Raw genomic sequence first — 22,647 nt, 5'->3', positions numbered from 1 at the left:
CCTTAGTACCTTGAATCAACGCATCTCGCTCTCCGAAAATCAATTCCGATTTTTTTAGAGCACTATGCGCGCGAGATGTAGCGGAAGGCGGCAGCGGTGGCGAGCGGCGAGTTGACGCTCAACCTCCGGTGAGGATGTCTAGGATCGAGGTCTGCCGCTTCTTGACCGGGCCGCCGACATTGCCGGGCGGCACCGGGTGCTTGATCGATCCCGTGGTGCCGTCATTGCCCGGCATGCCGAAGCCGCCGGCATCGACGGTCTCCGCGGGACGCGCAGCGCGCGCCGGCGCCTGGGCGGCCGAGGGCGCCTGGGCGGCCGGAGCCGGCTGGCCAACCGAAGCGGGTGGCGCCGGTTGCGCGGTGTTGGACGGTATCTCATCCTGTACGATCGTATCCGCCGGCGTCGATTTCCATGTTCCGGGCAGCGGCCTGACCGGCACGCCCTCGTGTGCTGCGACCATGAACTCGTGCCAGGCCTGCGCCGGCAGTGCGCCGCCGGTGACCTTCTTCATCGGGCTGCCGTCATCATTGCCGAACCAGACGCCGGTGGTGAGGTTGGCGGTGTAGCCGACGAACCAGGCGTCGCGCGAATTCTGGCTGGTTCCGGTCTTGCCCGCGGACGGCCAGGCGAACGCCGCCTTCCTGGCCGTGCCGACCTCGACGGTGCCGGTCATCATCGAGTTCATCATGCCGACGATCTCGGGTTTGACGACGCGCGGCGCGCTGCCGCCATTGTTGTCGTAGAGCACCTTGCCCTCGGTTGTCGTCACGCGGCGGATGAAATGGACCTCGGGCCGAAAACCGCCATTGGCGAAGGGGACATAGGCCGACGTCAGCTCCAGCGGCGTCACTTCCGAGGTGCCGAGCGCGATCGACGTGTTGGCCGTCAAGTCGGACCGGATGCCCATGCGATGCGCCGCCTCGACCACCGCGTCGGGTCCAACTTCCATGGTCAGCTGGGCGGCCACCGAGTTCAGCGATTTCGCCAGTGCGGTGGCCAGCGTCACCTTGCCGAAATATTTGCCGCCGTAATTGTCGGGTGTCCATTTGCCGATCTTGATCGGCGCATCGTTGCGCACGCTGTCCGGCGTCCGGCCGGCTTCCAGTGCCGCCATGTAGACGAAGGGCTTGAACGCCGAGCCCGGCTGGCGGCGCGCCTCCGAGGCGCGGTCGAACTGGCTGGTCGAATAGTCATAGCCGCCGACCATGGCGCGCACCGCGCCGGAATTGTCGATCGACACCAGCGCGCCCTGGGTGACATTGAGCTTCTTGCCGCTCTCGTCGACCAGCCTGCGGATCGATTGTTCGGCGAGCTTTTGCAAATTCAGATCGACCGTGGTGTCGACGACGATGTCGCTACGCACGTCGCCGATCAGGTCGGGCAGTTCTTCCATGATGGTGTCGGCAACGTAGTTTTCCGAGCCGGTCCAGTAGGACGGGGAGCGCGTCGCCGGCGCGCTCATCGCGCTGGTCAGCTCCTTGGCGCTGATCTTGCCTTCGTCGCGCATGGCGGCGAGCACGAGTTGCGCGCGCTCCTCGGCCGCCTTCGGGTCACGCGCCGGCGACAGCCGCGACGGCGCCTTCAAAAGACCAGCCAGAAGTGCGGCCTCCGACAGCGTGACATCGCGCGCGCTCTTGCCGAAATAGCGGCGCGAAGCCGCCTCGACGCCATAGGCGCCGGAACCGAAATAGACCCGGTTGAGGTACATTTCAAGGATCTGGTCCTTGGTGTGCTTGTGCTCGAGCCACAGCGCCAGCAGCACTTCCTGCACCTTGCGTTCCAGCGTGCGGTCGGGCGTCAGGAACAGGTTCTTGGCCAATTGCTGGGTCAGCGTCGAGCCGCCCTGCGAGAACTGCCCACCGAGAACGTTGGTGACCATGGCTCTGGAAAGACCGATCGGGTCGATGCCGAAATGCGAATAGAAGCGGCGGTCCTCGATGGCGATGACGGCCTCGGGAATGTAGCGCGACATTTCATGCAGGCCGACGGCTTCGCCGCCGCTCATGCCACGATTGGCAAGCAACTGCCCGTCGACAGAAACGATCTTGATGTTGGGCGCGCGGTCGGGGATGGCCCAGGTGGTGGCCGCCGGCATTTTCGCGCCGTAGTAGACGACGATGCCGGCAGCGGCGATGCCGCCCCAGATGGCCAGCACGAAGCACCAGTAGACCAGGCGGCCGAGCACGCCGAACAGGCCGCGCCGGCTTTTGCCGCGCCCGCGGCGCGACGATTTCGCCTTGGCCGATTTACCCTTTGCGGCGCTCTTGCGGTTGCCCGGCACGACGCGATCCTCCTCGCTCACCGAAAAACCGGCCGACGATTTCGCCCCCGGCGCTCCCTCGAAGCTGGGTTCGATGCGGCTGTCTTTGCGGTTCGCCATGCGCTGTGCTGTCTGTCCCGATGCCTATGGCGCTCGGGGTGAAGAGTAGATGCGGCGGTTTAAAGGCGCGTTAAAGCGGGAAAAATTCAAAGCAATTGATAATCAAATGATCGGTGAAGCCGCATTGCCGCTTCGCTTGCGGCGATCGCCCGGGCAGTCACCAACGGTCGCGACCGGCACGCGAACGAACTGCCGCCGGCAGCCGCAAGATATCCTTTTCGTCAGAGCGCGATCAAACGAGGCGGCGACTGGCTTCGCGTTCGATCGCGCTCCAAATCATCCGTCAGCCGATAGCGGCACGAACCGAAAGTGCTGCCCTTGACGACTGCATCGTCTCGCCGACATGGCAATAGCAGACGATTTCGTGCAGTTGATTGTCGGTCAGTTCGAAGAAGCGCTTGGCTTCGCCATAGCTGTCGTCTTTCAAACCCTCATCGCGCAAGATGGGGTCCGCCAAGGCCACCGATATTGGCGAACCATCGCCGCGCATGACGCCGCGCTCGGGCGGCGCACGGTATTCAGTGCCGGTGAGCGCAGTAAGAAGACGACTGGGCTCCCGCTCGAGAAGTTCCGACCAGCGTACGAGACGCCGGGTTCGGTTCATCTGGGATGTGCTGGATCTTTGCGGACCTCAGCCACTGTATGCAGTTGGTCCAGTGTTTGGTGCCTCATGGCAACCTCCCGAAGTAGGTGGGTTGGCCCCAAACGCCCTTTACCGGAATGATACCGCGAAAGCGCCAATCCGTCACTCGGATTCCATATCCGGATTGGCTTGTCTCTCCTTCAGCGACCCTGCCCTGATCATCAATTTCGGTCTTGTTGACAAAATCTATGGCTTGCTTTGGCTCAAACTTCCATACCGACTATCGATCCGGGGGGCACAAGAGAGTCGAACCTGAACAATAACGGAAGGTGGGTCATCCGCACCTTGGTGCGCCTGACCCAAAGCGGTCAGTTCTGCTGGATCGAAATGCCCTTGTCGTCGATCTTGAGCTCCACGCCCTTCGGCTTGGTCTGCTCGCGGTAGATATAGATGCCGAGGGCTATGACCACGACCAGAAGCGCGCCGATGAGAAAATAGAGCGTGTTCTGTTTCATGGCGCGCCCTTTTTCATAGCGGGCATCACGCTCGCTTCAGGACCTTGACCAGCACCAGCAGGATGACGGCGCCAATCGTGGCGTTGATGATGGAGGCGATGGTGCCGCCGCCAATGGCGAAGCCCAACCTTGGGAAAAGCCAGCCGGCGATGAAGGCACCGACGATGCCGACGACGATGTTGCCGATCAGTCCGAAGCCGAAACCCGAGACGATGAGGCCGGCGAGCCAACCGGCGATGGCGCCGATGATGATGAAGACGAGAAGGCTTTCGATACCCATAGAGCGTTCCTCCGCGAGAAGAGGCCGGAGTGAAAAACCCGAATCAGCCTCGATATCAGCGGCTTCAGGCTATGCCAAACCTGACGGTCCTGCCAGCGGCCGCGTCATTCATCGTCGCTGTCTTCAGAAGTCGGCCGCCAGCTCGTCGGTTCGACCCTCTTCTGCGTGTCGCTGTCGATATAGGTCCACCAGCCTGCATCGCGGTACTGCGCGATGGACTCGTTGATAACGCCGTTGCTGTCTTTCCAGTAGACGGTGACCTTGGAGCCGTCCTTCGGCGCGGTCTCGATTGGTTGACGGGCAGCCATCTCATCCCCTCCATGGACCGACGGAACGCCGGGGAGCACGCCCGGTTCCATCATCAGCTATGTGCAAAAATATCCTCCTCGTCCCAGCCCATCAGGTCGAGCTTCGCACGCGTCGGCAGGAAGCGGAAGCAGGCTTCGGCCTCCTTCGTTCGGCTCTCGCGCGCCAGCCGCGCGCTCAACACGTCGCGCAGCCGGTGCAGGTAGAGCACGTCGGAGGCGGCGTATTCGAGCTGTTCGGGCGACAGCGTCTCCGCCGCCCAGTCCGACGATTGCTGCGCCTTCGACAGGCCGACGCCGAGAAGCTCGAAGCAGATGTCCTTCAGCCCGTGACGGTCGGTATAGGTGCGGGTCAGCCGCGAGGCGATCTTGGTGCAGAAAACCGGCTCCGGCATGACGCCGAAGGCGTTATAGAGCACGGCCAGATCGAAGCGGCCGAAATGGAAAAGCTTGGTCACATTGCGGTTCTTCAACAGGCTGACGAGGTTCGGCGCTTTCTTCTGGCCGGGCGCGATCTGGATGACGTCGGCCGAACCGTCGCCCGGCGAGATCTGCACCACGCAGAGCCGGTCGCGATGCGGGTTCAGCCCCAGCGTTTCGGTGTCGATGGCGACCGCCGCGACATTGTAGTGCGCAAGGTCGGGCAGGTCATTCTTGTGGAAGCGGATGTCGCTCATCGTCTTCTCCGGTGAGGGGGCGTGCATCGTCCTCGCCGCGATCCGGCAAAAAATCAACAAAAACTTGTCTTTCCACCACTTCAGTGCGTCAGCGCATCGAGAATGCGCGCCCAGGAGCGCTGTCCCTTGTGGAAGGAACTCATCTCGTATTTCTCATTGGGCGAATGGATGCGGTCGTCGTCGAGGCCGAAACCGACCAGCAGGGACTCGATGCCGAGATAGGCCTGGAAGTCACCGACCACCGGGATCGAGCCGCCACTGCCGATCGTCACCGCCGGCTTCGGCCATTCGTCGGACAGCGCATCCTTGGCCTTGGCGAGGAATGGCGAGTCGTAGGAAAGCTGGATCGCCGGCGAACCGCCATGCGGGTGGAATTCGACCGAGCAATCGGCGGGAATACGCTCTTTGACGAACGTCTCGAAGGCGGCGCGGATCTTCTGCGGGTCTTGCTTGTGGACCAGACGGAACGACACCTTCGCCGAGGCTTCCGCGGCAATCACCGTCTTGAACCCCTTGCCGGTATAGCCGCCGATGATGCCGTTGAACTCGGCCGTCGGCCGCGCCCAGGTCAGTTCGAGTACCGAGCGGCCCTTTTCGCCTGACGGGATCGACAGGCCGATCGGCCCGAGGAAGGTCTCGGCGGTCTCGCCCAGCGTCTCCCACGATTTCAGAACCTGCGACGGCGTTTCCTCTACACCATCGTAGAAACCCGGGATGGTGACATGGCCGTCCTTGTCGTGGATGTCGGAGAGAACCCTGGCGAGGATGCGTATCGGATTGGCGGCGCTGCCGCCATAGAGGCCGGAATGCAGGTCTCGGTCGGCGGCTTTCACCGTGATCTCCTCGCCGACCAGCCCGCGCAGCGAAACGCAGATCGACGGCGTATCGCGGTCCCACATGCTGGTGTCGCAGACAAGCGCGAAGTCAGCCTTGAGCTCGGCCGCGTTTGCCTCGAGGAATGGCTTCAGCGATGGCGAGCCGGACTCCTCCTCGCCCTCGAACAGGATGGTGATGCGGCATGGCAGGCTGCCATGCACCTGCTTCCAGGCGCGGCAGGCCTCGACGAAGGTCATCAACTGCCCCTTGTCGTCAGCCGAGCCGCGCCCGGTAATCACCTTGTGACCGGGCTGGAGCTCCTTGACAGCGGGTGCGAACGGGTCGTTTTCCCAGAGCTCGATCGGGTCGACCGGCTGCACGTCGTAATGGCCGTAGAACAGGACATGCGGCGCGCCCGCCGGCCCCTCATGATGCGCCACCACCATCGGATGGCCTGGCGTGTCGCGCACGCTGGCTTCGAAGCCGATCAGCTTCAATTCGGCCACCAGCCATTCCGCCGCTTTGCGACATTCCGCGGCATAGGCCGGATCGGTGGAGATCGACTTGATCCGGAGCAGGCCGAACAGGCGTTCCAGGCTCTGGTCGAGGTTCTTGTCGAGACGGTCGAGGACGGGGGAAGCTGCTGACATTCTTCAAGGCCTTTCGATTCAGAACCGGCACCGTAAAGGCAGGACCGGAAAACGAAAAGCCCGCGATCGTTGGACCACGGCTCCGTGAATGCTTTGGCAAAAGGGCAAAAAAATGCCGCCGTGGTGGAGGGGAACCACGGCGGCCTTTACTCGAAACGATGCGGCAGCCCGGAGAGGGGGGATAGGCTGCCGCAAGTGTCCGGGATAGGCGGGGGACGGGCCTTGCTCCGGACTTCGGCGAAAACTGCCGATAACGTCTATTTGGGTCTTTGAACGTGGCGATTCAAGGGCACCAAAATTACACTTTTGTAACATGCGCGTGAGCGGCCGGCCCTCAAGTGGAAAGTCCGTCAGGTGGCCAGTCCTGTCAGGGTCTTGCCGGAACCAGTGATCAGCGCCGCCTTTGGCATGGACCGCGGCGTCGGGCCGCGCTATCCCTGCCGGCATGAAAAAAGGCGATCATCTCTTTCTTGTCGACGGCTCCGGCTACATCTTTCGCGCCTATCACGCGCTGCCGCCGCTCAACCGCAAATCGGACGGCTTGCCGACCGGTGCCGTACTTGGCTTCTGCAACATGGTGTGGAAGCTGATGCAGGACGCCCGCAATACCGATGTCGGCGTGGTGCCGACGCATTTCGCCGTCATCTTCGACTATTCCTCGAAGACCTTCCGCAATGACCTCTACCCTGAATACAAGGCCAATCGCTCGGCTCCGCCCGAGGATCTGATCCCGCAATTCGGCCTGATCCGCCAGGCGACCACGGCCTTCAACCTGCCCTGCATCGAAATGGAAGGGTTCGAGGCCGACGACCTCATCGCCACCTATTGCCGGCTCGCCTGCGAGGCTGGCGGCGACACCACCATCATCTCCTCCGACAAGGATCTGATGCAGTTGGTCGGCGCCACCGTCGGCATGTACGACCCGATGAAGGATCGCCAGATCGGCATTCCCGAAGTCGTCGAGAAATGGGGCGTGCCGCCGGAAAAGATGATCGACCTGCAGGCGCTGACCGGCGACTCTGTCGACAATGTGCCGGGCGTGCCCGGCATTGGTCCGAAGACCGCTGCGCAATTGCTCGAACAGTTCGGCGATCTCGACGGCCTGCTCGCCCGCGCCGGTGAGATCAAGCAGGAGAAGCGGCGGGAATCGATCATCGCCAATGCCGACAAGGCGCGCATTTCGCGTGAGCTGGTGACGCTGAAGAACGACGTGCCGGTCGCCGAAGGCCTTGATGATTTCGTCCTGCACGCGCCCGACGGACCGAAGCTGATCGGCTTCCTCAAGACCATGGAATTCACCGCGCTGACCCGCCGTGTCGGTGAAGCGACCGGGACCGAAATCGGCGATGTCCAGGCCATTGCCGTCACCATCGAACGCGCCGACACCGCGCATGGCCCCGATGTCGGATCCGGGGCGCCGGCAGTCGCCGAAAGCGCGCCTGGTGCCGGGCCGGGCGAAGCGGCATCCGCCAAGGCGCAAGCACCCACGCAAGGCGACACCCCTTCCCTGCTCTCGGCGCTGCGCCTGGAGGCAGCTTCCGCCGGCAAGATCGATACATCGGCCTTTGTCGCCATCCGCGATGCCGCGACGCTGAAGGCCTGGTTGGCCGAGGCGAAGGAGACAGGTGTCGTCGCCTTCGACACGCAGACCACTTCGTCCGACCCGATGCTGGCCGACCTCATCGGTTTCTCCATGGCCATCGCGCCCGGCCGCGCCGCCTATGTGCCGCTCGCCCACGCGAGCGGAAACGGCGACCTGCTCGGCGGCGGGTTGATCGACAACCAGGTCCCGGTCCGCGAAGCGCTCGCCCTCCTGAAACCTTTGCTGGAGGATCGCTCCGTCCTCAAGATCGTGCAGGACGTCAAGTACGACATCGTCGTCATGAGCCGCCATGGCATCGACGTCGCGCCCTTCGACGACACCATGCTGATCTCCTACGTGCTTGACGCCGGCACCGGCCATCACACCTTGGCGGCTCTTTCCGAAAAATGGCTTGGCCATGCGCCGACCCCGCTTAGGGATCTCGCCGGCTCGGGAAGGAGCCTGGTCGGCTTCGACCAGGTCGATATCGACAGGGCGGCCGCCTATGCCGCGGAGCACGCCGACGTGACGCTGAGGCTGTGGCGGGTGCTGAAGCCGCGACTTGCAGCAAAGGGCCTCGTCTCGGTCTACGAGCGTCTGGAACGGCCGCTAGTGCCGGTGCTGGCAAGGATGGAGCAGCGCGGCATCTCGGTCGACCGGCAGATCCTGTCGCGGCTCTCCGGCGAGCTGGCGCAAGGTGCGGCACGGCTGGAAGAGGAAATCTATGGGCTCGTCGGCGAGCGCATCAATATCGGTTCGCCCAAGCAGCTCGGCGACATATTGTTTGGCCGGATGGGCCTGCCGGGTGGCTCGAAAACCAAGACCGGACAGTGGTCGACCTCGGCGCAGCTGCTGGAGGATCTTGCCGCCGAAGGTCACGAACTGCCCAGAAAAATCGTCGACTGGCGTCAGCTCACCAAGCTGAAATCGACCTACACCGATGCGCTGCCCGGTTTCATCCATCCCGACACCAGGCGCGTGCACACCTCTTACGCGCTGGCCGCGACCACGACGGGCCGGCTGTCGTCTTCCGACCCCAATTTGCAGAACATCCCGGTGCGTACCGCCGAGGGCCGCAAGATCCGGACGGCCTTCATCGCCGACAAGGGCCACAAACTGGTGTCGGCCGACTACAGCCAGATCGAGCTGCGCGTGCTTGCCCATGTCGCCGAAATCCCCCAGCTCACGCAGGCCTTTGCCGACGGCGCCGACATCCACGCCATCACCGCCTCGGAGATGTTCAACGTGCCGGTCGAGGGCATGCCGTCAGAAGTGCGCCGCCGCGCCAAGGCGATCAATTTCGGCATCATCTACGGCATTTCGGCTTTCGGCCTGGCCAATCAGCTGTCGATCCCGCGCGAGGAAGCCAGCGCCTATATCAAGAGATATTTCGAACGCTTCCCCGGCATCCGCGACTATATCGAAGCGACCAAGGCCTATGCCCGCGAATATGGCTTCGTCGAAACCATTTTCGGCCGCCGCATCCACTATCCGGAGATACGCTCGTCAAATCCTTCGATCCGCGCCTTCAACGAGCGCGCCTCGATCAATGCGCGCCTGCAAGGCACAGCCGCCGACATCATCCGCCGCGCCATGGTGCATATGGACGAGGCGCTGGAGAAGGCAGGGCTCTCGGCCCGCATGCTGCTGCAGGTGCATGACGAGCTGATCTTCGAAACGGTGGAAGCCGAAGTCGAGGCGACGATCCCTGTCGTGCGCCAGGTGATGGAACACGCACCGATGCCGGCGGTTTCGATGTCGGTACCGCTGCATGTCGACGCCCGCGCCGCCCACAACTGGGACGAGGCGCACTAACCGCTCCAAACGGCTGGATGCGCCGCTGTCCCTCCAGCGTCGACATTCCCCCATTGACTGACTTGATTGCGTGACAGGCCTTAGGCGGCTTCCGCCAGGCACTTGGCGCAGGTGCCCCGAAACTCGATCACCGCCTTCTTCGCGGCGAATCCTGTGGAGCGCACCCATTCGTCCAGCCGGTGGTCGACATCATGGTCGGACATTTCCGTCACTTGCCCGCATGTGTCGCAGATGGCGAAGGCGGTCATCGAATGGCTGTGGTCGTGCGGCTCGGCGCAGGCGACGAACGAGTTGAGGCTTTCGAGCCTGTGCACGAGACCGGACTTAACCAGCGTATCGAGCGCGCGATAAACCTGAAGCGGCGCACGGAAACCGCGCTCGCGCAGCTGGTCGAGCAACGTATAGGCGCTGAGCGGTCCACTGGCGGCCTCGAGTTTCTCGAGCACGCACAATTGGTTCTTCGTCAGCACATCCCTGGCCGCCATGATCCCGTTTCCAGCCTGTCTGCGCCATCCGCACGCCACGTCTGCATGCCAATGGATCCTCGTCCCTACCCAGATAGCGACGAACAGGCGTTTTTGCTACTGTTTCCGCCTGAAGGGCAATACCACAGCCTTCGTGGCGCAATGGCGCGTCGCAGGCCGAGCGTGGCGCCACATTCGAAATACCTGAGCGGATACACGTTCGAATGAAAGACGGCGGGACCAAGTCCGCCGCCTTATATTTTGCCGACTATTGATTGCCAGTCACTTCCTCGGCGGGCCTTTGCGTTCCGCCGAGGCCGCCCACAGATTGATGTCGGCTTCGCGCGCGTAGGTGTCGATCTCGGCGAGTTCGGTGTCACTGAAATCGAGCGTCTTCAGCGCGCCGACGCAATCCTCGACCTGCTCCGGCCGGCTGGCGCCGATCAGCGCCGAGGTCACCCGGCCCTTGCGCAGCACCCAGGCCAGCGCCATCTGCGCCAGCGTCTGGCCGCGGCGGCCGGCAATCGCGTTCAGCGCCTTGATGTTGGTGATGGTCTTGTCGTTGATGAAGGCGGGCCGCAGCGACTTGCCCTGGGCAGCGCGGCTGTCCTCGGGGATGCCGCCGAGATATTTGTCGGTCAGCATGCCTTGCGCCAGCGGCGAGAACACGATCGAGCCGACACCGAGCCCCTCCAGCGTGTCGAGCAGCCCGTCGTCCTCGACCCAGCGGTTGAGCATCGAATAGCTCGGCTGGTGGATGACGCAGGGCGTGCCGAGCTGCTTCAATATGTCGGCCGCTTCACGCGTGCGTTGCGAATTGTAAGAGGAGATGCCGGCATAAAGCGCCTTGCCCGAACGCACCGCATGGTCAAGCGCGCCCATCGTCTCCTCCAGCGGGGTATCGGGATCGAAGCGGTGCGAATAGAAGACGTCGACATAGTCAAGCCCCATCCGCTTCAGGCTCTGGTCGAGGCTGGCCAGCACATATTTGCGCCCGCCCCATTCGCCGTACGGGCCGGCCCACATTTCATAGCCCGCCTTGGTCGAGATGATCAGCTCGTCGCGATAGGCGGCAAAGTCGGTGCGCAGGATTTCGCCGAAGGCGGTCTCGGCCGAGCCGGGCGGCGGGCCGTAATTGTTGGCAAGGTCGAAATGCGTGATGCCGAGGTCAAAGGCCTTGCGCGCGATGGCCTGCTTGGTCTTGTGCGGCGTGTCGTTGCCGAAATTGTGCCAAAGCCCGAGCGAGATTGCCGGCAGCTTCAGGCCGGACCGCCCACAGCGGTTGTAGATCATCTTCTCGTAGCGGTTTTCGGCGGCGACATAGGGCATGGGAAATCCTCGTATCTGAACGGACCGAGGGCCGTCGTCGCGAATGTGACGAGGAGGCCCTGCGCGCCATCCTTACCCTCTCCCCAGGGCAACGGGGAGAGGGCCGTCAAAATTATCGATAATCGCCGCGGCTTATTTCTTCTTGGCCAGCAGCGCCTTCGCTTCCTTGATGCCGAGTGCGGCCGGCCGTTCGCAGCTTGTCTGCATGGCGACGAACTTGCCGGTCTCGCCGGAGAGCAGCATGCCGGTCATGACGTCGACGGCATGCAGCGCCAGTTCCATCGAGCAGCGGTGCGGCCGCCCTTCGGTGATCGCCAATGCCATATCGGCCAGGCCGGCGGTCCGGTAGTTGGCCATCATGCCGTGCGAATGCATCTCGTTGGCGACGCCGAACGGATGCTTCCATTTCGGCAGCTTCTTGACCGGCTTGGCCGCCTCGGTCAGACGCACCTCGCCACCGAAGAAATTCGGATCCGGCACGAACACCGTGCCCGCCTCGCCATAGAGCTCCATCGGCGCGTGGCCGTGGCTCCAGACGTCCCAACTGGTGTTGAGCGTCACCACGGCGCCGTTCTCGAACTCCATCAGCCCGTGGATGGTCGTCGGCGTGGCGACCGGGATTTTTTCACCCGCGCGCGGCCTGGACGAAATTGTCCGCTCTTTCGCCGGGATCGAGGCAAACGCTGCGACCCGGCTGACCGGCCCGATCAACTGGATCAGATTGGTGATATAATAGGGTCCGATATCGAGCACCGGTCCCGCGCCAGGCAGGAAGAAGAAGTCCGGATTGGGGTGCCAGTGCTCCATGCCGTGGCTCATCACATGGCAGGTGCCGCTGGTGATCTTGCCCAGTGAACCGGTGTCGATCAGATTGCGGACAAGCTGATGCGCGCCGCCGAGGAAGGTATCGGGCGCCGAGCCGATCCGCAGTCCCTTTTTCTCCGCCCGCTTCTTCAGGTCGAGCCCTTCCTTGACCGACAGCACGAAGGGCTTTTCCGAATAGACGTGCTTGCCGGCATCGAGGATCTGCTTCGACACCTCGTAGTGCACCGCCGGAATGGTGAGGTTGACGATGATGTCGATGTCGTCGTCCTTGAGCAGATCATCGACGGTTTCCGCGCGCAGTTTAAACTCCTTCGCCCGCGCCTTCGCCGCCTCCATGTTGATGTCGGCGCAAGCGCGCATCTCGATGCCCCGAAACAGCGGGGCAAGCGAAAAATACGCCTTCGAGATGTTGCCGCAGCCGATGACGCCGATACCCAGTTTTTTTGCCATGTTGGTTGTTCCTAGTAATTCTTGACGGATGCGATCGAGCGGCGGGCGAAACGCTCGACATCGTTGGGATTGTCCTGCTCCATGACGTAGTATTTGGCGGCGCTCTTGGCGCGCAATGCCTTGATCAGGCCGGCCCAGTCGATCGTGCCGTGGCCGACATCCGACCAGCCGTCCTCGTCGAGCCCCTCGCCGGGCCTGGCCATGTCCTTGACATGGACGGCGACGATGCGCTTGCCGTGCTTCTCGATCCACGGCAGCGGATCGCCGCCGCCGCGCACCACCCAGGCGACGTCCATTTCCCAGCCGATATCGGGCGCGGACGACAGTATGTGGTCCTGCGGCACCGAGCCGTCGGCAAGTTTCTTGAACTCGAAATCATGGTTGTGCCAGGCAAAGCCGTAGCCGGCTTTCTTTGCGGCCTCGCCGACCTTGGCCAGGCGCTCGCCGAAACCGCGCCAGCCGGCCGTGTCCGTCGGCCTGGCTTCGGCGACCAGATAGGGGCAGATCAGCAGCGTGATGCCGAGCGCATCGGCGATTTTGCGCACGCCGTCGAAATCCTTCTCCAGCGCATCGATCGAAAAATGCCCGGTCGGCATGGCAAGCCCGTTCTTGTCGAGTTCTGCGCGGAAGGATTTGGGATCGTCATAGACGCCGCCGAAACCTTCGACTTGCGCGTAGCCGAGCTCGCCTAGCGTCTTCAGCACGCCCTCCCAGGGCTTGAAGTTGCGGGCGCTGTAAAGTTGGAATGACCAGTTCATCGTCTCTGTCCGTTCTCTTTGGAGTAGTTTCTTGGGGGATAGGTGGTTGGGAGTTTAAAGGCGGTTGCCGGTTTGAGCATCGAAGAGCGAAGCGCGCATCGGGTCGAAACCGATGTTCACCGTGTCCGCATTGTTTGGTGTGCGCTCCGACGTCACCCGCACGGTGAAATTCTGCCCGCCGAGCTTCAGCCACACCAGCGTGTCGGAGCCCATCGGCTCGACGACCTCGACACTTGTCGTCGCGGTAAACGGCCAGCCCGCGCCGCTGTTGAACGCGACATGTTCGGGGCGGATGCCGAACACCGCCGGCACTGGCGTCGGTTCCCTCTCGAAAGTATAGGTGGACAGCGGGATACGCACGTCCTCGACAGCGAAGTGCCAGTTGCTGCCGTCCTTCTCCAGCCTGCCTTCGAGGAAATTCATCGCCGGCGAGCCAAGGAAGCCGGCGACAAACCGGTTGACCGGCCGGTTGTAGATCGTCTGTGGCGCGTCGAGTTGCTGGATGACGCCGCCCTTCATCACCGCGATGCGATCGGCCAGCGTCATCGCTTCGATCTGGTCGTGGGTGACGTAGATCATCGTGTTCTCAAGTTTGCGGTGCAAAAGCTTGATCTCGACGCGCAGTTCGGAACGCAGCTTGGCGTCGAGATTGGAGAGCGGCTCGTCGAACAGGAAGACATCGACGTCGCGCACCAGCGCCCGCCCGATCGCCACGCGCTGGCGCTGGCCGCCGGAAAGGGCGGCCGGCTTGCGCTGCAGGAGCGGCTCGATCTGCAGGATTTCTGACGCCCGCGCGATGCGCTTGGCGATCTCTTCCTTGGGTAGGCCGGCGACGCGCAGGCCGAAGGAGAGGTTCCTCTCCACCGTCATTTGCGGATAGAGCGCGTAGGACTGGAACACCATGCCGATGCCGCGGTCCTTGGGTTCCTCCCAGGTGACGTTCTTGCCCTTGATGAAGATGCGGCCGTCCGAGATGTCGAGCAGGCCGGCGATGCAGTTGAGCAAGGTCGACTTGCCGCAGCCTGACGGCCCGAGCAGCACGATGAACTCGCCCTCGGCGACATCGAGGTTGAGCGTCTCCAGCACCGAGATAGCGCCGAAATTCAGCGACAGGTCCTGGATCGACACGCTGGGGTTGGCGATAGCTGTCATCATCACCCTTTCACCGCGCCGGCGGCGATGCCGCGCACGAAAAGCTTGCCGGAGAGAAAGTAGACGATAAGCGGGACGAGCCCGGTCAGGATGGTGGCGGCCATGTTGACGTTGTATTCCTTCACGCCCTGCACCGAGTTGACGATGTTGTTGAGCTGCACCGTCATCGGATAGGTGTCGGGGCGGGTGTAGACGACGCCGAACAGGAAGTCGTTCCAGATGCCGGTCACCTGCAGGATGACGGCGACGACGAAGATCGGCAGCGACATCGGCAGCATGATTCTGAGATAGATGCCCCAGAAGCCGGCGCCGTCGACGCGCGCCGCCCTGAACAGCTCCTCCGGCATGGAAGAGAAATAGTTGCGGAACAAAAGCGTCAGGATCGGCATGCCGAAAATGGAATGAACGATCACCAGGCCGCTGAGGCTGCCATAGAGGCCGATCTCGCGCAGGATGATGACGATCGGATAGATCATCACCTGATAGGGGATGAAGGCGCCGACAATCAGGATGACGAAGAACGTGTCGGCGCCTTTGAAGCGCCAGTTGGCTAACGCGTATCCGTTCACCGAGGCAATGGCGATCGACAGGATCACGGAGGGAACGGTGATGCGCACGGAGTTCCAGAAGCCGCGCGAAAGCCCATCGCAGTTCAGCCCGGTGCAGGCCTGCGACCAGGCCTTCACCCACGGCTCGAAGGTGATCTCGAGCGGCGGCGAGAAGATGTTGCCGAGGCGTATCTCGGGCATGCCCTTGAGCGACGTGACGATCATCACGTAGAGCGGCAGCAGATAGTAGAGCGCCACGACAATGAGCGTGCCATAAAGGAAAATATTGCGGCGCGAGAACGTATGCCGCGGCTTCGGCCCACTCGGCCCCGAGGCTTCGCGCCCGACGACGGCAAGGGGCAAGGAAACAGCCCGGTCAGACACGCTTCCTGCCTCCGAACTCGAGATAGGCCCACGGCACGATGACGATCAGCACCGACAGCAGCATCATCGTCGAGGCGGCGAAGCCCTGGCCGAGATTCTGAGCGGAGAACATGTAGTCGTAGACGTACTTTGCCGGCACTTCGGAGGCGATGCCGGGGCCGCCGCTGGTCTGGGCAACGACGAGATCATAGACCTTGACGATGCCGGAGGCGATGATGACGAGCGTGGTGATGAAGACCGGCCGCATCATCGGGATGATGATGAACAGATAGGTCTTCCACATGGGTATCCCATCCACCCGCGCGGCCTTCCAGATGTCGTCGTCGATGCCGCGCAGGCCCGCCAGCATCAGGCACATGATGAGCCCGGTGCCTTGCCAGAGTGCCGCGATCGATATGCCGTAGATGACGATGCTGGAATCGTAGAGCGGATTGAAGCTGAAGCTTTCCCAGCCCAGTTCCCGCACCACACGCTGTATACCGAAATCCGGGTTGAGCAGCCACTGCCAGACAAGGCCGGTGACGATGAAGGAGAGCGCGAAGGGATAGAGGAAGATGGTGCGGAACGTGTCCTCGAAGCGGATCTTCTGATCGAGAAGGGCGGCGAGGATGAAGCCGATCACCAGCGAGAATACCAGCGACAGCACGCCGTAGATCAAGAGGTTCTCGATCGAGACCAGCCAGCGCGGCGTCGACCACAGCCGGTAGTATTGGTCGAGGCCGACGAAGTTCAGCCGCGGCAGCAGCTTCGAGTTGGTGAAGGAATAAAGCACCGTCCAAGCGGTGCCGCCGACGAACACCACCAGCGCGGTGAGGATCATCGGGATCGATGCGACCTTCGCATTGAGATTGCGGAAAAGCTGGTTGGGGCGTTCGCTCTTGCTCATCTCGACAGCCGGGCTGGATCGGGTAAGGGCGGGAGGGTCAGGACCGGGGTCCTGCCCCTGAGCTTCCGGCCACGCGCTTGCGCGGCCGGAAGTGAGGCGGTTGGTCGAAAGTCAGTCTGCCGAGCCGACGATGTCGGCGAAGCGCTTCTGCGCGTCTTCGATGGTCATGTCGGGCTTGGCGAAGAATTCGGAGAACAGATCCTCCTTTTGCTTCTGGGTGTCCTGCGAGAGCAGCTGGTCCGTCCAGGGTATGACGCTGCCCTTGGCCAGGATGTCGAGACCCTTCTTCATGCAGTCATTCGCCGCTTGCAGATCGACGTCGCCGCGCACCGGCAGCGAACCCTTCTTGAGGTTGAAGGCGACCTGCGTCTTGGGATCGAGCAGGGTTTCGGCCAGCACCTCTTGCGCCTTGGCCTTGTCGGCATCCTTCAGCAGCGGGAAGTAGAAGGCATCGCCGCCTGTGGCGATCACCTCATTGAGACCGAGGCCCGGAAGGCAGGTATAGTCCTTGCCGGCGGTCTGACCGGCGACCTGGAACTCGCCCTGCGCCCAGTCGCCCATGATCTGGCCGCCGGCCTTGCCGGTGATCACGAGGTTGGTCGCCTGGTTCCAGTCCTGCACATTCGTGTTCTTCGCCATCTTGCGGGCATCGTCGGCGGCCTTGAAGACCTTGGCGACTTCGGGTCCGGCAGCGAATGTCGCGTCCTTGTCCTTGTAGACCTTGAGGAAGGCGTCGGTGCCGCCCACCGCCGCCAGCAGCACGTCGAAGGCGCCGGAGGACTGCCAGGGCTGCCCGCCGACGGCGAGCGGGATGATGCCTGCCTTCTCCAGCGCGGGAGCGGCCGCGACATATTCATTCCAGTTCTTCGGCACCGGCACGCCGGCCTTTTCGAAGGCCGCGTTCGACAGCCACAGCCACTGCCAGGAGTGGATGTTGACCGGCACGCAATAGATCTTGCCGTCGATGGTGCAACTGTCGAGCAGGCTTTTCGGCCGCACGACCTCCGTCCACTTGCTTTTTGTGGCGATATCGGTGAGGTCGCGCATCAGCCCGGCCTGCACCAACTCCTCTGCCTGCCGGCCGTGATTGAACTGGGTGGCGCCCATCGGGTCGCCGCCGGTGATGCGGCTGATCATGATCGGCCGCGCCGTGCCGCCGGAGCCGGCGATGGCGCCGTCCACCCAGCGATTGCCTGTCGCATCGAACGCCTTGGCGAGTTCGGCGACCGCCGCCGCCTCGCCGCCCGAAGTCCACCAATGGGTGACTTCCAGATCCGTCGCCGCCGCCGGGCCGGCGAACTGCAGCGCGGCCGTCGCTGCCAGCGCAGCAGTCATAAGTCTGTATCGCATTTCGGTTTCCTCCCAGAATCTGAAACGTTACAGATTTTCGATACGGCAATTGCTCGATGCGCGCAACCCCTCGGATAAAAGGTCGGTCGATATTTTTTCGGAACCCGAACAAAATCGCATTGCCGATCGCCTTTTGTGCGCCGCAGCACACGGGACTGCACTGCAAAACGACGAAAGTCGGCGAAAAACTTGGCCGATGCACCTTGAACACTGATTTCCAACGGTTTTCCATCCCAGGAGCACCAAGGCCGTATGACGCCTGTCAGAGCCGTTCCTCGCGCAGCCGTGACAAGCTGTAACGTTTCAGTATATTGCAATTCAAGTCGGAGGAGAGCCGCGATGGCCGCGGTCCGCCGATTGCCGGCCTGCCCGGCAACTGCTATGCGCCTGACGGGCGGGACGAATGGACAAACATCAAACCGAGAAGGACGACGAGACGTCGGCGCCAGGCCGGCCGACGCTGAAGACGCTCGCCTTCATGACCGGGTTGGGCGTCACCACCGTGTCGCGGGCGTTGAAGGACGCACCCGAGATCGGCGCCGAGACCAGGCGGCGCGTCCAGCTTGTCGCCAAGCAGATCGGCTACCGGCCGAACCGCGCCGGCGTGCGCCTGAGAACCGGCAAGACCAACGTCATCAGCCTCGTGCTCAACACCGAGCGCGAGATCATGAGCTTTGTCTCCGACATCATCTATGGCGTCTCGGAAGTGATCGCCGACACGCCCTATCACCTGATCGTCACGCCCTATTCACGCTCGCAGGATCCGCTCGACCCGATACGCTATCTCGTGGAAACCGGCTCCGCCGACGGCGTCATCATTTCGCGCACGCAGCCGAATGATCCCAGGGCCCGCTACATGCTGGAGCGCGGCATCCCCTTCGCTACGCATGGCCGCACGGACATGGGGCTCGTTCACCCCTATCATGATTTCGACAATTACGCTTTCGCGGCCGAAGCGGTGCGCCATCTGGCGGGCGTCGGCCGCCGCAGGCTGGCTCTGCTGGCGCCGCCTGTCGGCCTGACCTATCACGGCCACACGGTGAACGGCTTCACCGATGCGCTGAGCGAGGTCGGCGCCAGCGAGGTGCCGTTCAATACCGTTTCGATCGACCACTCGATCGAGCAGATCAGGATGCGGACGGCGCAGGTGATGCGCCGCCAGGACCGGCCGGACGGCTTCGTCAGCAGCGCCGCCGCCGCGACGCTCGCCATCGTCGCCGGCATCGAGGACGCCGGCCTCAAGCTCGGCCGCGATGTCGACGTGGTGTCCAAACAGTCCTCGGAACTGCTGCATCTGTTCCGCAGGGAATTGCTGGTCGTCAACGAGAACTTCCGGCTGGCCGGCTCCGAGCTCGCCCGCGCCGTGCTCGGCTGGATCGGCGGCGCGGCGCCTGGCTCCCTGCAGTCGCTTAGCCTGCCTGGCGAGGTTGTGGCGTATCAGGGCTAGAGCATGATCTCTAGCCAGCCGCCCCACTCCCCCACGGGCCATGGAAAGCGCCTTGCCCGTCGATGCGCTCGAAGCCGTGCGCGCCGAAGAAATCGCGCTGCGCCTGGATCAGGTTCGAGGTGCCTCGGCCCTGGCGATAGCTGTCGAAATAGGCAAGCGCCGACGACAGCGCCGGCACCGGCGCGCCAGCCTCCGATGCTCGCGCCACGATGCGCCTTAGCGACGGATGCGCCTCCTGCATCATCGTGATGAAGGCCGGCGCCATCAGGAGATTGGTCGAGGCGCCATCCGCGCCGAAGGCTTCCGCCATCATGTCCAGCATTTGCGAGCGGATGATGCAGCCGGCCCGCCAGATCTTGGCGATGGTCGGCATCGGCAGGTTCCAGTTGAACTCTTTCGACGCACCGGCCATCACCGCAAAACCCTGCGCATAGGCTGCGATCTTGCCGGCGAACAGCGCCAGCTCGAGATCCCTGAGAAGCGCGTCCTTGTCGCCGGAAATCTTCGTCACGCCGCTGTTGCCATAGGCTTTTTCCGCCGCCAGCCTTTCGTCCTTGATCGACGACAGGACGCGCGCCGCAACCGCCGCTTCGATCGCGGTGGCGGGAATACCGAGCTGCTGCGCCTCGATGACCGACCATTTGCCGGTGCCCTTCTGGCCGGCGCGGTCGAGGATGATGTCGACTACCGGCTTGCCGGTCTTCGGATCGTCGGCGGCTAGAACCTTGGCGGTGATCTCGATCAGGTAGGAGTTGAGCCGGCCCTTGTTCCAGCCGGCAAACACGTCGCCGATCTCCTTCGGCCCCATGCCCAGGCCATCGCGCAGGATGCCGTAGATCTCGGCGATCATCTGCATGTCGGCATATTCGATGCCATTGTGGATGGTCTTGACGAAATGCCCGGCGCCGTCGGTGCCGAGCCATGCCGCGCAGGGTTCGTCCTTGAATTTGGCTGAAATCGCGGTCAGCACTTTTTCGACGCGTTTCCAGGACTCCTCGGTGCCGCCGACCATGATCGAGGGACCGTGGCGGGCGCCCTCCTCGCCGCCGGACACACCCATGCCGATGAAGGTCAGGCCCGAGCCTGAAAGCTCGGAAAAACGCCGCATCGTGTCGCGGAAATTGGCGTTGCCGGCGTCGATGACGATGTCATTGGCCGACAGCACGCCGCGCAGCGACGCGATCTGTTCGTCGACCGGCTTGCCGGCCAGCACCATGATGATGATCGGGCGCGGCGGCCGGATCGCGGCGGCGAGTTCCTCTAGACTGTAGCAAGGCACGATCATGTTCTTCAGCGTGCCGGCGTTTTCGACAAAGGCGTCGGTGCGCGCTTTGGTGCGGTTGAAGACGGCGATGCGGTGCCCGTGCTCGGCGATGTTGAGCGCCAGGTTGGAGCCCATCGTGCCAAGGCCGATCAGGCCGATTTCGGCTTTTTCCATCGTTTCTTCCCTGCTTGCGGATCTTTTGTTGAGGCAGTGATTGGGGCGATGCCCGTTCTTCGCGTGATGCCTGTTCTTCCCCAGATGAATGACGGGCCTTCGCGGCCGCGTCAACCGCCTCGCCGAATTGTGTTACGGCCTGATGTCGATCGGTGCCTCGATCTTCACCATCTCGAAATCGGAGACGAGGATATCGAGCCGCGCCGTCCATCGGCCGGCAACCGGGATGACGAGATCGTCGACGCGCCAGGTGCCGTCGCCAGGGTTGGTCGCCGGACGCTTGATCGGTTCAATGCCGGAATCGGGCTTCGACAGCACCAGCGTTACCTCCTTTGCGTCGAGCGGACCGAAATCGCCGGTCATGACGACGATCGAGGCAGCAACCGAACCGGCATGGCCGGGCGTGATGCTGAGGTCGGCCATCGCTTTCAGCGTGTTGATATGGATCGATGCGGGCTGTGCCGCCGCAATTGCCAGCGCGCGCGGGGGCGGCGTGAAACGCCAGCCGGCTGCAACGCCGAAGATCGCCAGCACGATCAGCATTTCGACGCCGATCGAGCGGACCAGCCTCCTCTGTACTTCGGTCTCTCCCGCTTCAGCCGGAGCAGTGAGCTTCCAGCGGTTGGTCGCGGCGAGCGTGAAGAGAAAGAACAGCAGCGCCAGTTTGACCAGCAGCAGCCGGCCGTAGGCAGTCCCGAGCAACGCTGCGGGCGCCTGCACCTGGATGACGGCCAGCGCGGTGCCGGTGGCGACGAGCACCGCAACGACGGGCAGGATCGCCTGGGAGAACCGGCGCAGGAACGGCACGGCCCACGCCGGCTGCCGCCAGACCGCAAGGCCGAGCGGCGCCAGCGCTCCGGCCCAGAAGGCAATGCCGACGCCGTGCAGAAACACCATCGGCCGTGTCAGCCATTGTGGTTCGGCGGCGCTGGCATGCCCGCTGGCGGCGAGTGCGGCGCCAACACACACCAATCCGGCAAGGGCGAACAGTCTTGCGTCGGCACGCGGCCCGACCAGCGACAAAAGCCCAAGCCCGAGCGCTATCAGCGCGACCAGCACCGTCCAGCCGAAACTGGTGCCAAGTCCGGTCTGCCAGACGACCGGCCGTGCCAGGTGCGTAAACGGCGCGCCGAGCGCATCCAGTCCCTGCAAGCCGAGCGACAAGGGCGCCGCCACCAGTCCGCACAGGATCGCGGCGATTGCGAAGCGCTGGCCGGAACGCCCACCCTTTGCCAGCCAGGCAATGGCGAAGGCACCGCCGACGCCGAGAAACAGGCCGATATAGAGCAAGACCTTGCCGGCCCAGATCGCCGACCGCAGCCCCCAGTCGACGGCTTCGGAAACGATGGGCGCCGCACTCGGCGCGCCGATCGAAAACAGCACCGAGCCACCGGCCGGATGGCCGTCGGCGGAAATCACCCGCCAGTTCAGCACATGCGTGCCGGCCCCAAGCACCTGCGGGTTGTCGATCTCGACGGTCTGATCATTAAGGCGGAACGCTGTCAGCGGAACCGGTGTGCCATCGGGCCGCACCAGGGTGAGCACGAGCGGTGACACCGGCTCGCTGAAAGTCAGCGAAAATTGCGTCGGGCTTTGTCCCAGCACCGCGCCGTCGGCCGGATCGGTCGTAACCAGCGCCGCATGGGCAAAGGCCTGACTTGGCGCGGCAATGACGGCGAGCAGCAGCATCGCGGCCAGCAGGCCAATGGCAAGCCAACCGGCGCGCTTGCCGAACCTGCAGGTCGTCCACCGAAGAGATGCCACGCTCATGTCGCTGTCACAAAAATGGCGGCGCACTCTATCGAACCGAGCGCACCGCCAGAGAGATTATTTCTTGGGCAAAAGCTTGATGCCGGGCGCCGGATCGATCCAGCGATCGGCCGCGCCGTGGCATTCCTGCACAACCGGGAAGTAGAGCTTTTGGCCGGCCGTCAGGTCGGCCGCCAGCGTCCCACGGAAGACGAACTCATCATGGAATTCGTCCGGCAGGCTGCCGCCGCTCCAGTCGGCCGG

At 63.3% G+C, this 22,647-nt stretch carries 18 protein-coding genes and 2 pseudogenes; 2 read left to right on the top strand and 18 right to left on the bottom strand.

Going from position 1 to position 22,647, the window contains the following annotated elements; translation table 11 throughout:
- Positions 1 to 118: 118 nt before the first annotated feature.
- The 7 genes and pseudogenes from MESS2_RS10895 to MESS2_RS10865 all read right to left on the bottom strand — a co-directional run bounded on the left by MESS2_RS10895 (position 119) and on the right by MESS2_RS10865 (position 6,206).
- Entirely contained in the window at positions 119 to 2,380 is a 2,262-nt protein-coding gene (locus tag MESS2_RS10895; protein WP_008874267.1) for a transglycosylase domain-containing protein, read from the bottom strand.
- 283 nt (positions 2,381 to 2,663) lie between these two features.
- Positions 2,664 to 3,052, bottom strand: a pseudogene (locus tag MESS2_RS10890) (hypothetical protein).
- Positions 3,053 to 3,331: 279 nt separating this feature from the next.
- On the bottom strand, positions 3,332 to 3,478 hold the full coding sequence (locus MESS2_RS30860; protein WP_008874264.1) for a hypothetical protein: 147 nt from the start codon (positions 3,476 to 3,478) through the stop codon (positions 3,332 to 3,334).
- A 25-nt stretch (positions 3,479 to 3,503) separates the two neighbouring features.
- Complete coding sequence (locus MESS2_RS10880) at positions 3,504 to 3,758, bottom strand: GlsB/YeaQ/YmgE family stress response membrane protein (RefSeq protein WP_006339249.1); 255 nt, start codon at positions 3,756 to 3,758, stop codon at positions 3,504 to 3,506.
- Between the two features lie 104 nt (positions 3,759 to 3,862).
- Entirely contained in the window at positions 3,863 to 4,066 is a 204-nt protein-coding gene (locus tag MESS2_RS10875) for a hypothetical protein (protein WP_040592679.1), read from the bottom strand.
- Positions 4,067 to 4,119: 53 nt separating this feature from the next.
- The gene (locus tag MESS2_RS10870; protein ID WP_008874262.1) at positions 4,120 to 4,740 is read right to left on the bottom strand and encodes a ribonuclease D; all 621 of its coding nucleotides are present in this window, start codon (positions 4,738 to 4,740) and stop codon (positions 4,120 to 4,122) included.
- An 80-nt stretch (positions 4,741 to 4,820) separates the two neighbouring features.
- Entirely contained in the window at positions 4,821 to 6,206 is a 1,386-nt protein-coding gene (locus tag MESS2_RS10865) for a M20/M25/M40 family metallo-hydrolase (RefSeq protein WP_008874261.1), read from the bottom strand.
- 445 nt (positions 6,207 to 6,651) lie between these two features.
- Between MESS2_RS10865 and polA the strand changes: the two genes are divergently transcribed.
- Positions 6,652 to 9,603, top strand: a complete 2,952-nt coding sequence (gene polA, locus MESS2_RS10860; RefSeq protein WP_008874260.1) for a DNA polymerase I — start codon at positions 6,652 to 6,654, stop codon at positions 9,601 to 9,603.
- An 80-nt stretch (positions 9,604 to 9,683) separates the two neighbouring features.
- Here polA and MESS2_RS10855 read toward each other — a convergent pair whose 3' ends face one another.
- The 8 genes from MESS2_RS10855 to MESS2_RS10820 all read right to left on the bottom strand — a co-directional run bounded on the left by MESS2_RS10855 (position 9,684) and on the right by MESS2_RS10820 (position 17,749).
- Positions 9,684 to 10,088 (bottom strand): Fur family transcriptional regulator, encoded by a 405-nt coding sequence (locus tag MESS2_RS10855; RefSeq protein ID WP_008874259.1) that lies wholly within the window; start codon positions 10,086 to 10,088, stop codon positions 9,684 to 9,686.
- Positions 10,089 to 10,349: 261 nt separating this feature from the next.
- A complete protein-coding gene (gene mgrA, locus MESS2_RS10850) occupies positions 10,350 to 11,396 on the bottom strand; it encodes an L-glyceraldehyde 3-phosphate reductase (protein ID WP_008874258.1) in 1,047 nt (348 codons plus the stop codon).
- Between the two features lie 132 nt (positions 11,397 to 11,528).
- Positions 11,529 to 12,671 (bottom strand): Gfo/Idh/MocA family protein, encoded by a 1,143-nt coding sequence (locus tag MESS2_RS10845; protein WP_008874257.1) that lies wholly within the window; start codon positions 12,669 to 12,671, stop codon positions 11,529 to 11,531.
- A gap of 11 nt (positions 12,672 to 12,682) precedes the next feature.
- Positions 12,683 to 13,429 carry a sugar phosphate isomerase/epimerase family protein gene (locus MESS2_RS10840; protein ID WP_008874256.1) on the bottom strand — a complete coding sequence of 249 codons (747 nt, stop codon included), beginning with the start codon at positions 13,427 to 13,429 and terminating at the stop codon, positions 12,683 to 12,685.
- Positions 13,430 to 13,483: 54 nt separating this feature from the next.
- A complete protein-coding gene (locus tag MESS2_RS10835) occupies positions 13,484 to 14,581 on the bottom strand; it encodes an ABC transporter ATP-binding protein (RefSeq protein ID WP_008874255.1) in 1,098 nt (365 codons plus the stop codon).
- 2 nt (positions 14,582 to 14,583) lie between these two features.
- Positions 14,584 to 15,513, bottom strand: a complete 930-nt coding sequence (locus MESS2_RS10830; RefSeq protein WP_008874254.1) for a carbohydrate ABC transporter permease — start codon at positions 15,511 to 15,513, stop codon at positions 14,584 to 14,586.
- Positions 15,506 to 16,399 carry a carbohydrate ABC transporter permease gene (locus tag MESS2_RS10825; protein WP_008874253.1) on the bottom strand — a complete coding sequence of 298 codons (894 nt, stop codon included), beginning with the start codon at positions 16,397 to 16,399 and terminating at the stop codon, positions 15,506 to 15,508. Before MESS2_RS10825 ends, MESS2_RS10830 begins: the two co-directional genes overlap by 8 nt.
- Positions 16,400 to 16,510: 111 nt before the next feature.
- A complete protein-coding gene (locus tag MESS2_RS10820; protein ID WP_008874252.1) occupies positions 16,511 to 17,749 on the bottom strand; it encodes an ABC transporter substrate-binding protein in 1,239 nt (412 codons plus the stop codon).
- Positions 17,750 to 18,152: 403 nt separating this feature from the next.
- Here MESS2_RS10820 and MESS2_RS10815 point away from each other — a divergent pair, with 403 nt between their 5' ends.
- A complete protein-coding gene (locus MESS2_RS10815) occupies positions 18,153 to 19,196 on the top strand; it encodes a LacI family transcriptional regulator (RefSeq protein WP_008874251.1) in 1,044 nt (347 codons plus the stop codon).
- A 10-nt stretch (positions 19,197 to 19,206) separates the two neighbouring features.
- Here the strand turns inward: MESS2_RS10815 and gndA are convergent, their stop codons facing one another.
- The 3 genes and pseudogenes from gndA to MESS2_RS10800 form a co-directional block, all read right to left on the bottom strand.
- A complete protein-coding gene (gndA, locus tag MESS2_RS10810; RefSeq protein WP_008874250.1) occupies positions 19,207 to 20,634 on the bottom strand; it encodes an NADP-dependent phosphogluconate dehydrogenase in 1,428 nt (475 codons plus the stop codon).
- 132 nt (positions 20,635 to 20,766) lie between these two features.
- Positions 20,767 to 22,404: a copper resistance CopC/CopD family protein gene (locus tag MESS2_RS10805; RefSeq protein ID WP_008874249.1), complete on the bottom strand. Its 1,638-nt coding sequence runs from the start codon at positions 22,402 to 22,404 to the stop codon at positions 20,767 to 20,769.
- A 57-nt stretch (positions 22,405 to 22,461) separates the two neighbouring features.
- Positions 22,462 to 22,644, bottom strand: a pseudogene (locus MESS2_RS10800) (DUF1775 domain-containing protein); the annotation flags it as partial.
- Positions 22,645 to 22,647: the final 3 nt, after the last annotated feature.

The organism is Mesorhizobium metallidurans STM 2683 (assembly GCF_000350085.1).
In the GTDB taxonomy this organism is placed as follows: Bacteria; Pseudomonadota; Alphaproteobacteria; order Rhizobiales; family Rhizobiaceae; genus Mesorhizobium; species Mesorhizobium metallidurans.
This window is presented reverse-complemented; position numbering and strand designations above follow the sequence as displayed.

What these genes read in the sequence shown, in the direction of transcription:
- MESS2_RS10895 (WP_008874267.1), bottom strand. Translation starts at nt 2,380, where the DNA reads ATGGCGAACCGCAAAGACAGCCGCATCGAACCCAGCTTCGAGGGAGCG.
- MESS2_RS30860 (WP_008874264.1), bottom strand. Translation starts at nt 3,478, where the DNA reads ATGAAACAGAACACGCTCTATTTTCTCATCGGCGCGCTTCTGGTCGTG.
- MESS2_RS10880 (WP_006339249.1), bottom strand. Translation starts at nt 3,758, where the DNA reads ATGGGTATCGAAAGCCTTCTCGTCTTCATCATCATCGGCGCCATCGCC.
- MESS2_RS10875 (WP_040592679.1), bottom strand. Translation starts at nt 4,066, where the DNA reads ATGGCTGCCCGTCAACCAATCGAGACCGCGCCGAAGGACGGCTCCAAG.
- MESS2_RS10870 (WP_008874262.1), bottom strand. Translation starts at nt 4,740, where the DNA reads ATGAGCGACATCCGCTTCCACAAGAATGACCTGCCCGACCTTGCGCAC.
- MESS2_RS10865 (WP_008874261.1), bottom strand. Translation starts at nt 6,206, where the DNA reads ATGTCAGCAGCTTCCCCCGTCCTCGACCGTCTCGACAAGAACCTCGAC.
- polA (WP_008874260.1), top strand. Translation starts at nt 6,652, where the DNA reads ATGAAAAAAGGCGATCATCTCTTTCTTGTCGACGGCTCCGGCTACATC.
- MESS2_RS10855 (WP_008874259.1), bottom strand. Translation starts at nt 10,088, where the DNA reads ATGGCGGCCAGGGATGTGCTGACGAAGAACCAATTGTGCGTGCTCGAG.
- mgrA (WP_008874258.1), bottom strand. Translation starts at nt 11,396, where the DNA reads ATGCCCTATGTCGCCGCCGAAAACCGCTACGAGAAGATGATCTACAAC.
- MESS2_RS10845 (WP_008874257.1), bottom strand. Translation starts at nt 12,671, where the DNA reads ATGGCAAAAAAACTGGGTATCGGCGTCATCGGCTGCGGCAACATCTCG.
- MESS2_RS10840 (WP_008874256.1), bottom strand. Translation starts at nt 13,429, where the DNA reads ATGAACTGGTCATTCCAACTTTACAGCGCCCGCAACTTCAAGCCCTGG.
- MESS2_RS10835 (WP_008874255.1), bottom strand. Translation starts at nt 14,581, where the DNA reads ATGACAGCTATCGCCAACCCCAGCGTGTCGATCCAGGACCTGTCGCTG.
- MESS2_RS10825 (WP_008874253.1), bottom strand. Translation starts at nt 16,399, where the DNA reads ATGAGCAAGAGCGAACGCCCCAACCAGCTTTTCCGCAATCTCAATGCG.
- MESS2_RS10820 (WP_008874252.1), bottom strand. Translation starts at nt 17,749, where the DNA reads ATGCGATACAGACTTATGACTGCTGCGCTGGCAGCGACGGCCGCGCTG.
- MESS2_RS10815 (WP_008874251.1), top strand. Translation starts at nt 18,153, where the DNA reads ATGGACAAACATCAAACCGAGAAGGACGACGAGACGTCGGCGCCAGGC.
- gndA (WP_008874250.1), bottom strand. Translation starts at nt 20,634, where the DNA reads ATGGAAAAAGCCGAAATCGGCCTGATCGGCCTTGGCACGATGGGCTCC.
- MESS2_RS10805 (WP_008874249.1), bottom strand. Translation starts at nt 22,404, where the DNA reads ATGAGCGTGGCATCTCTTCGGTGGACGACCTGCAGGTTCGGCAAGCGC.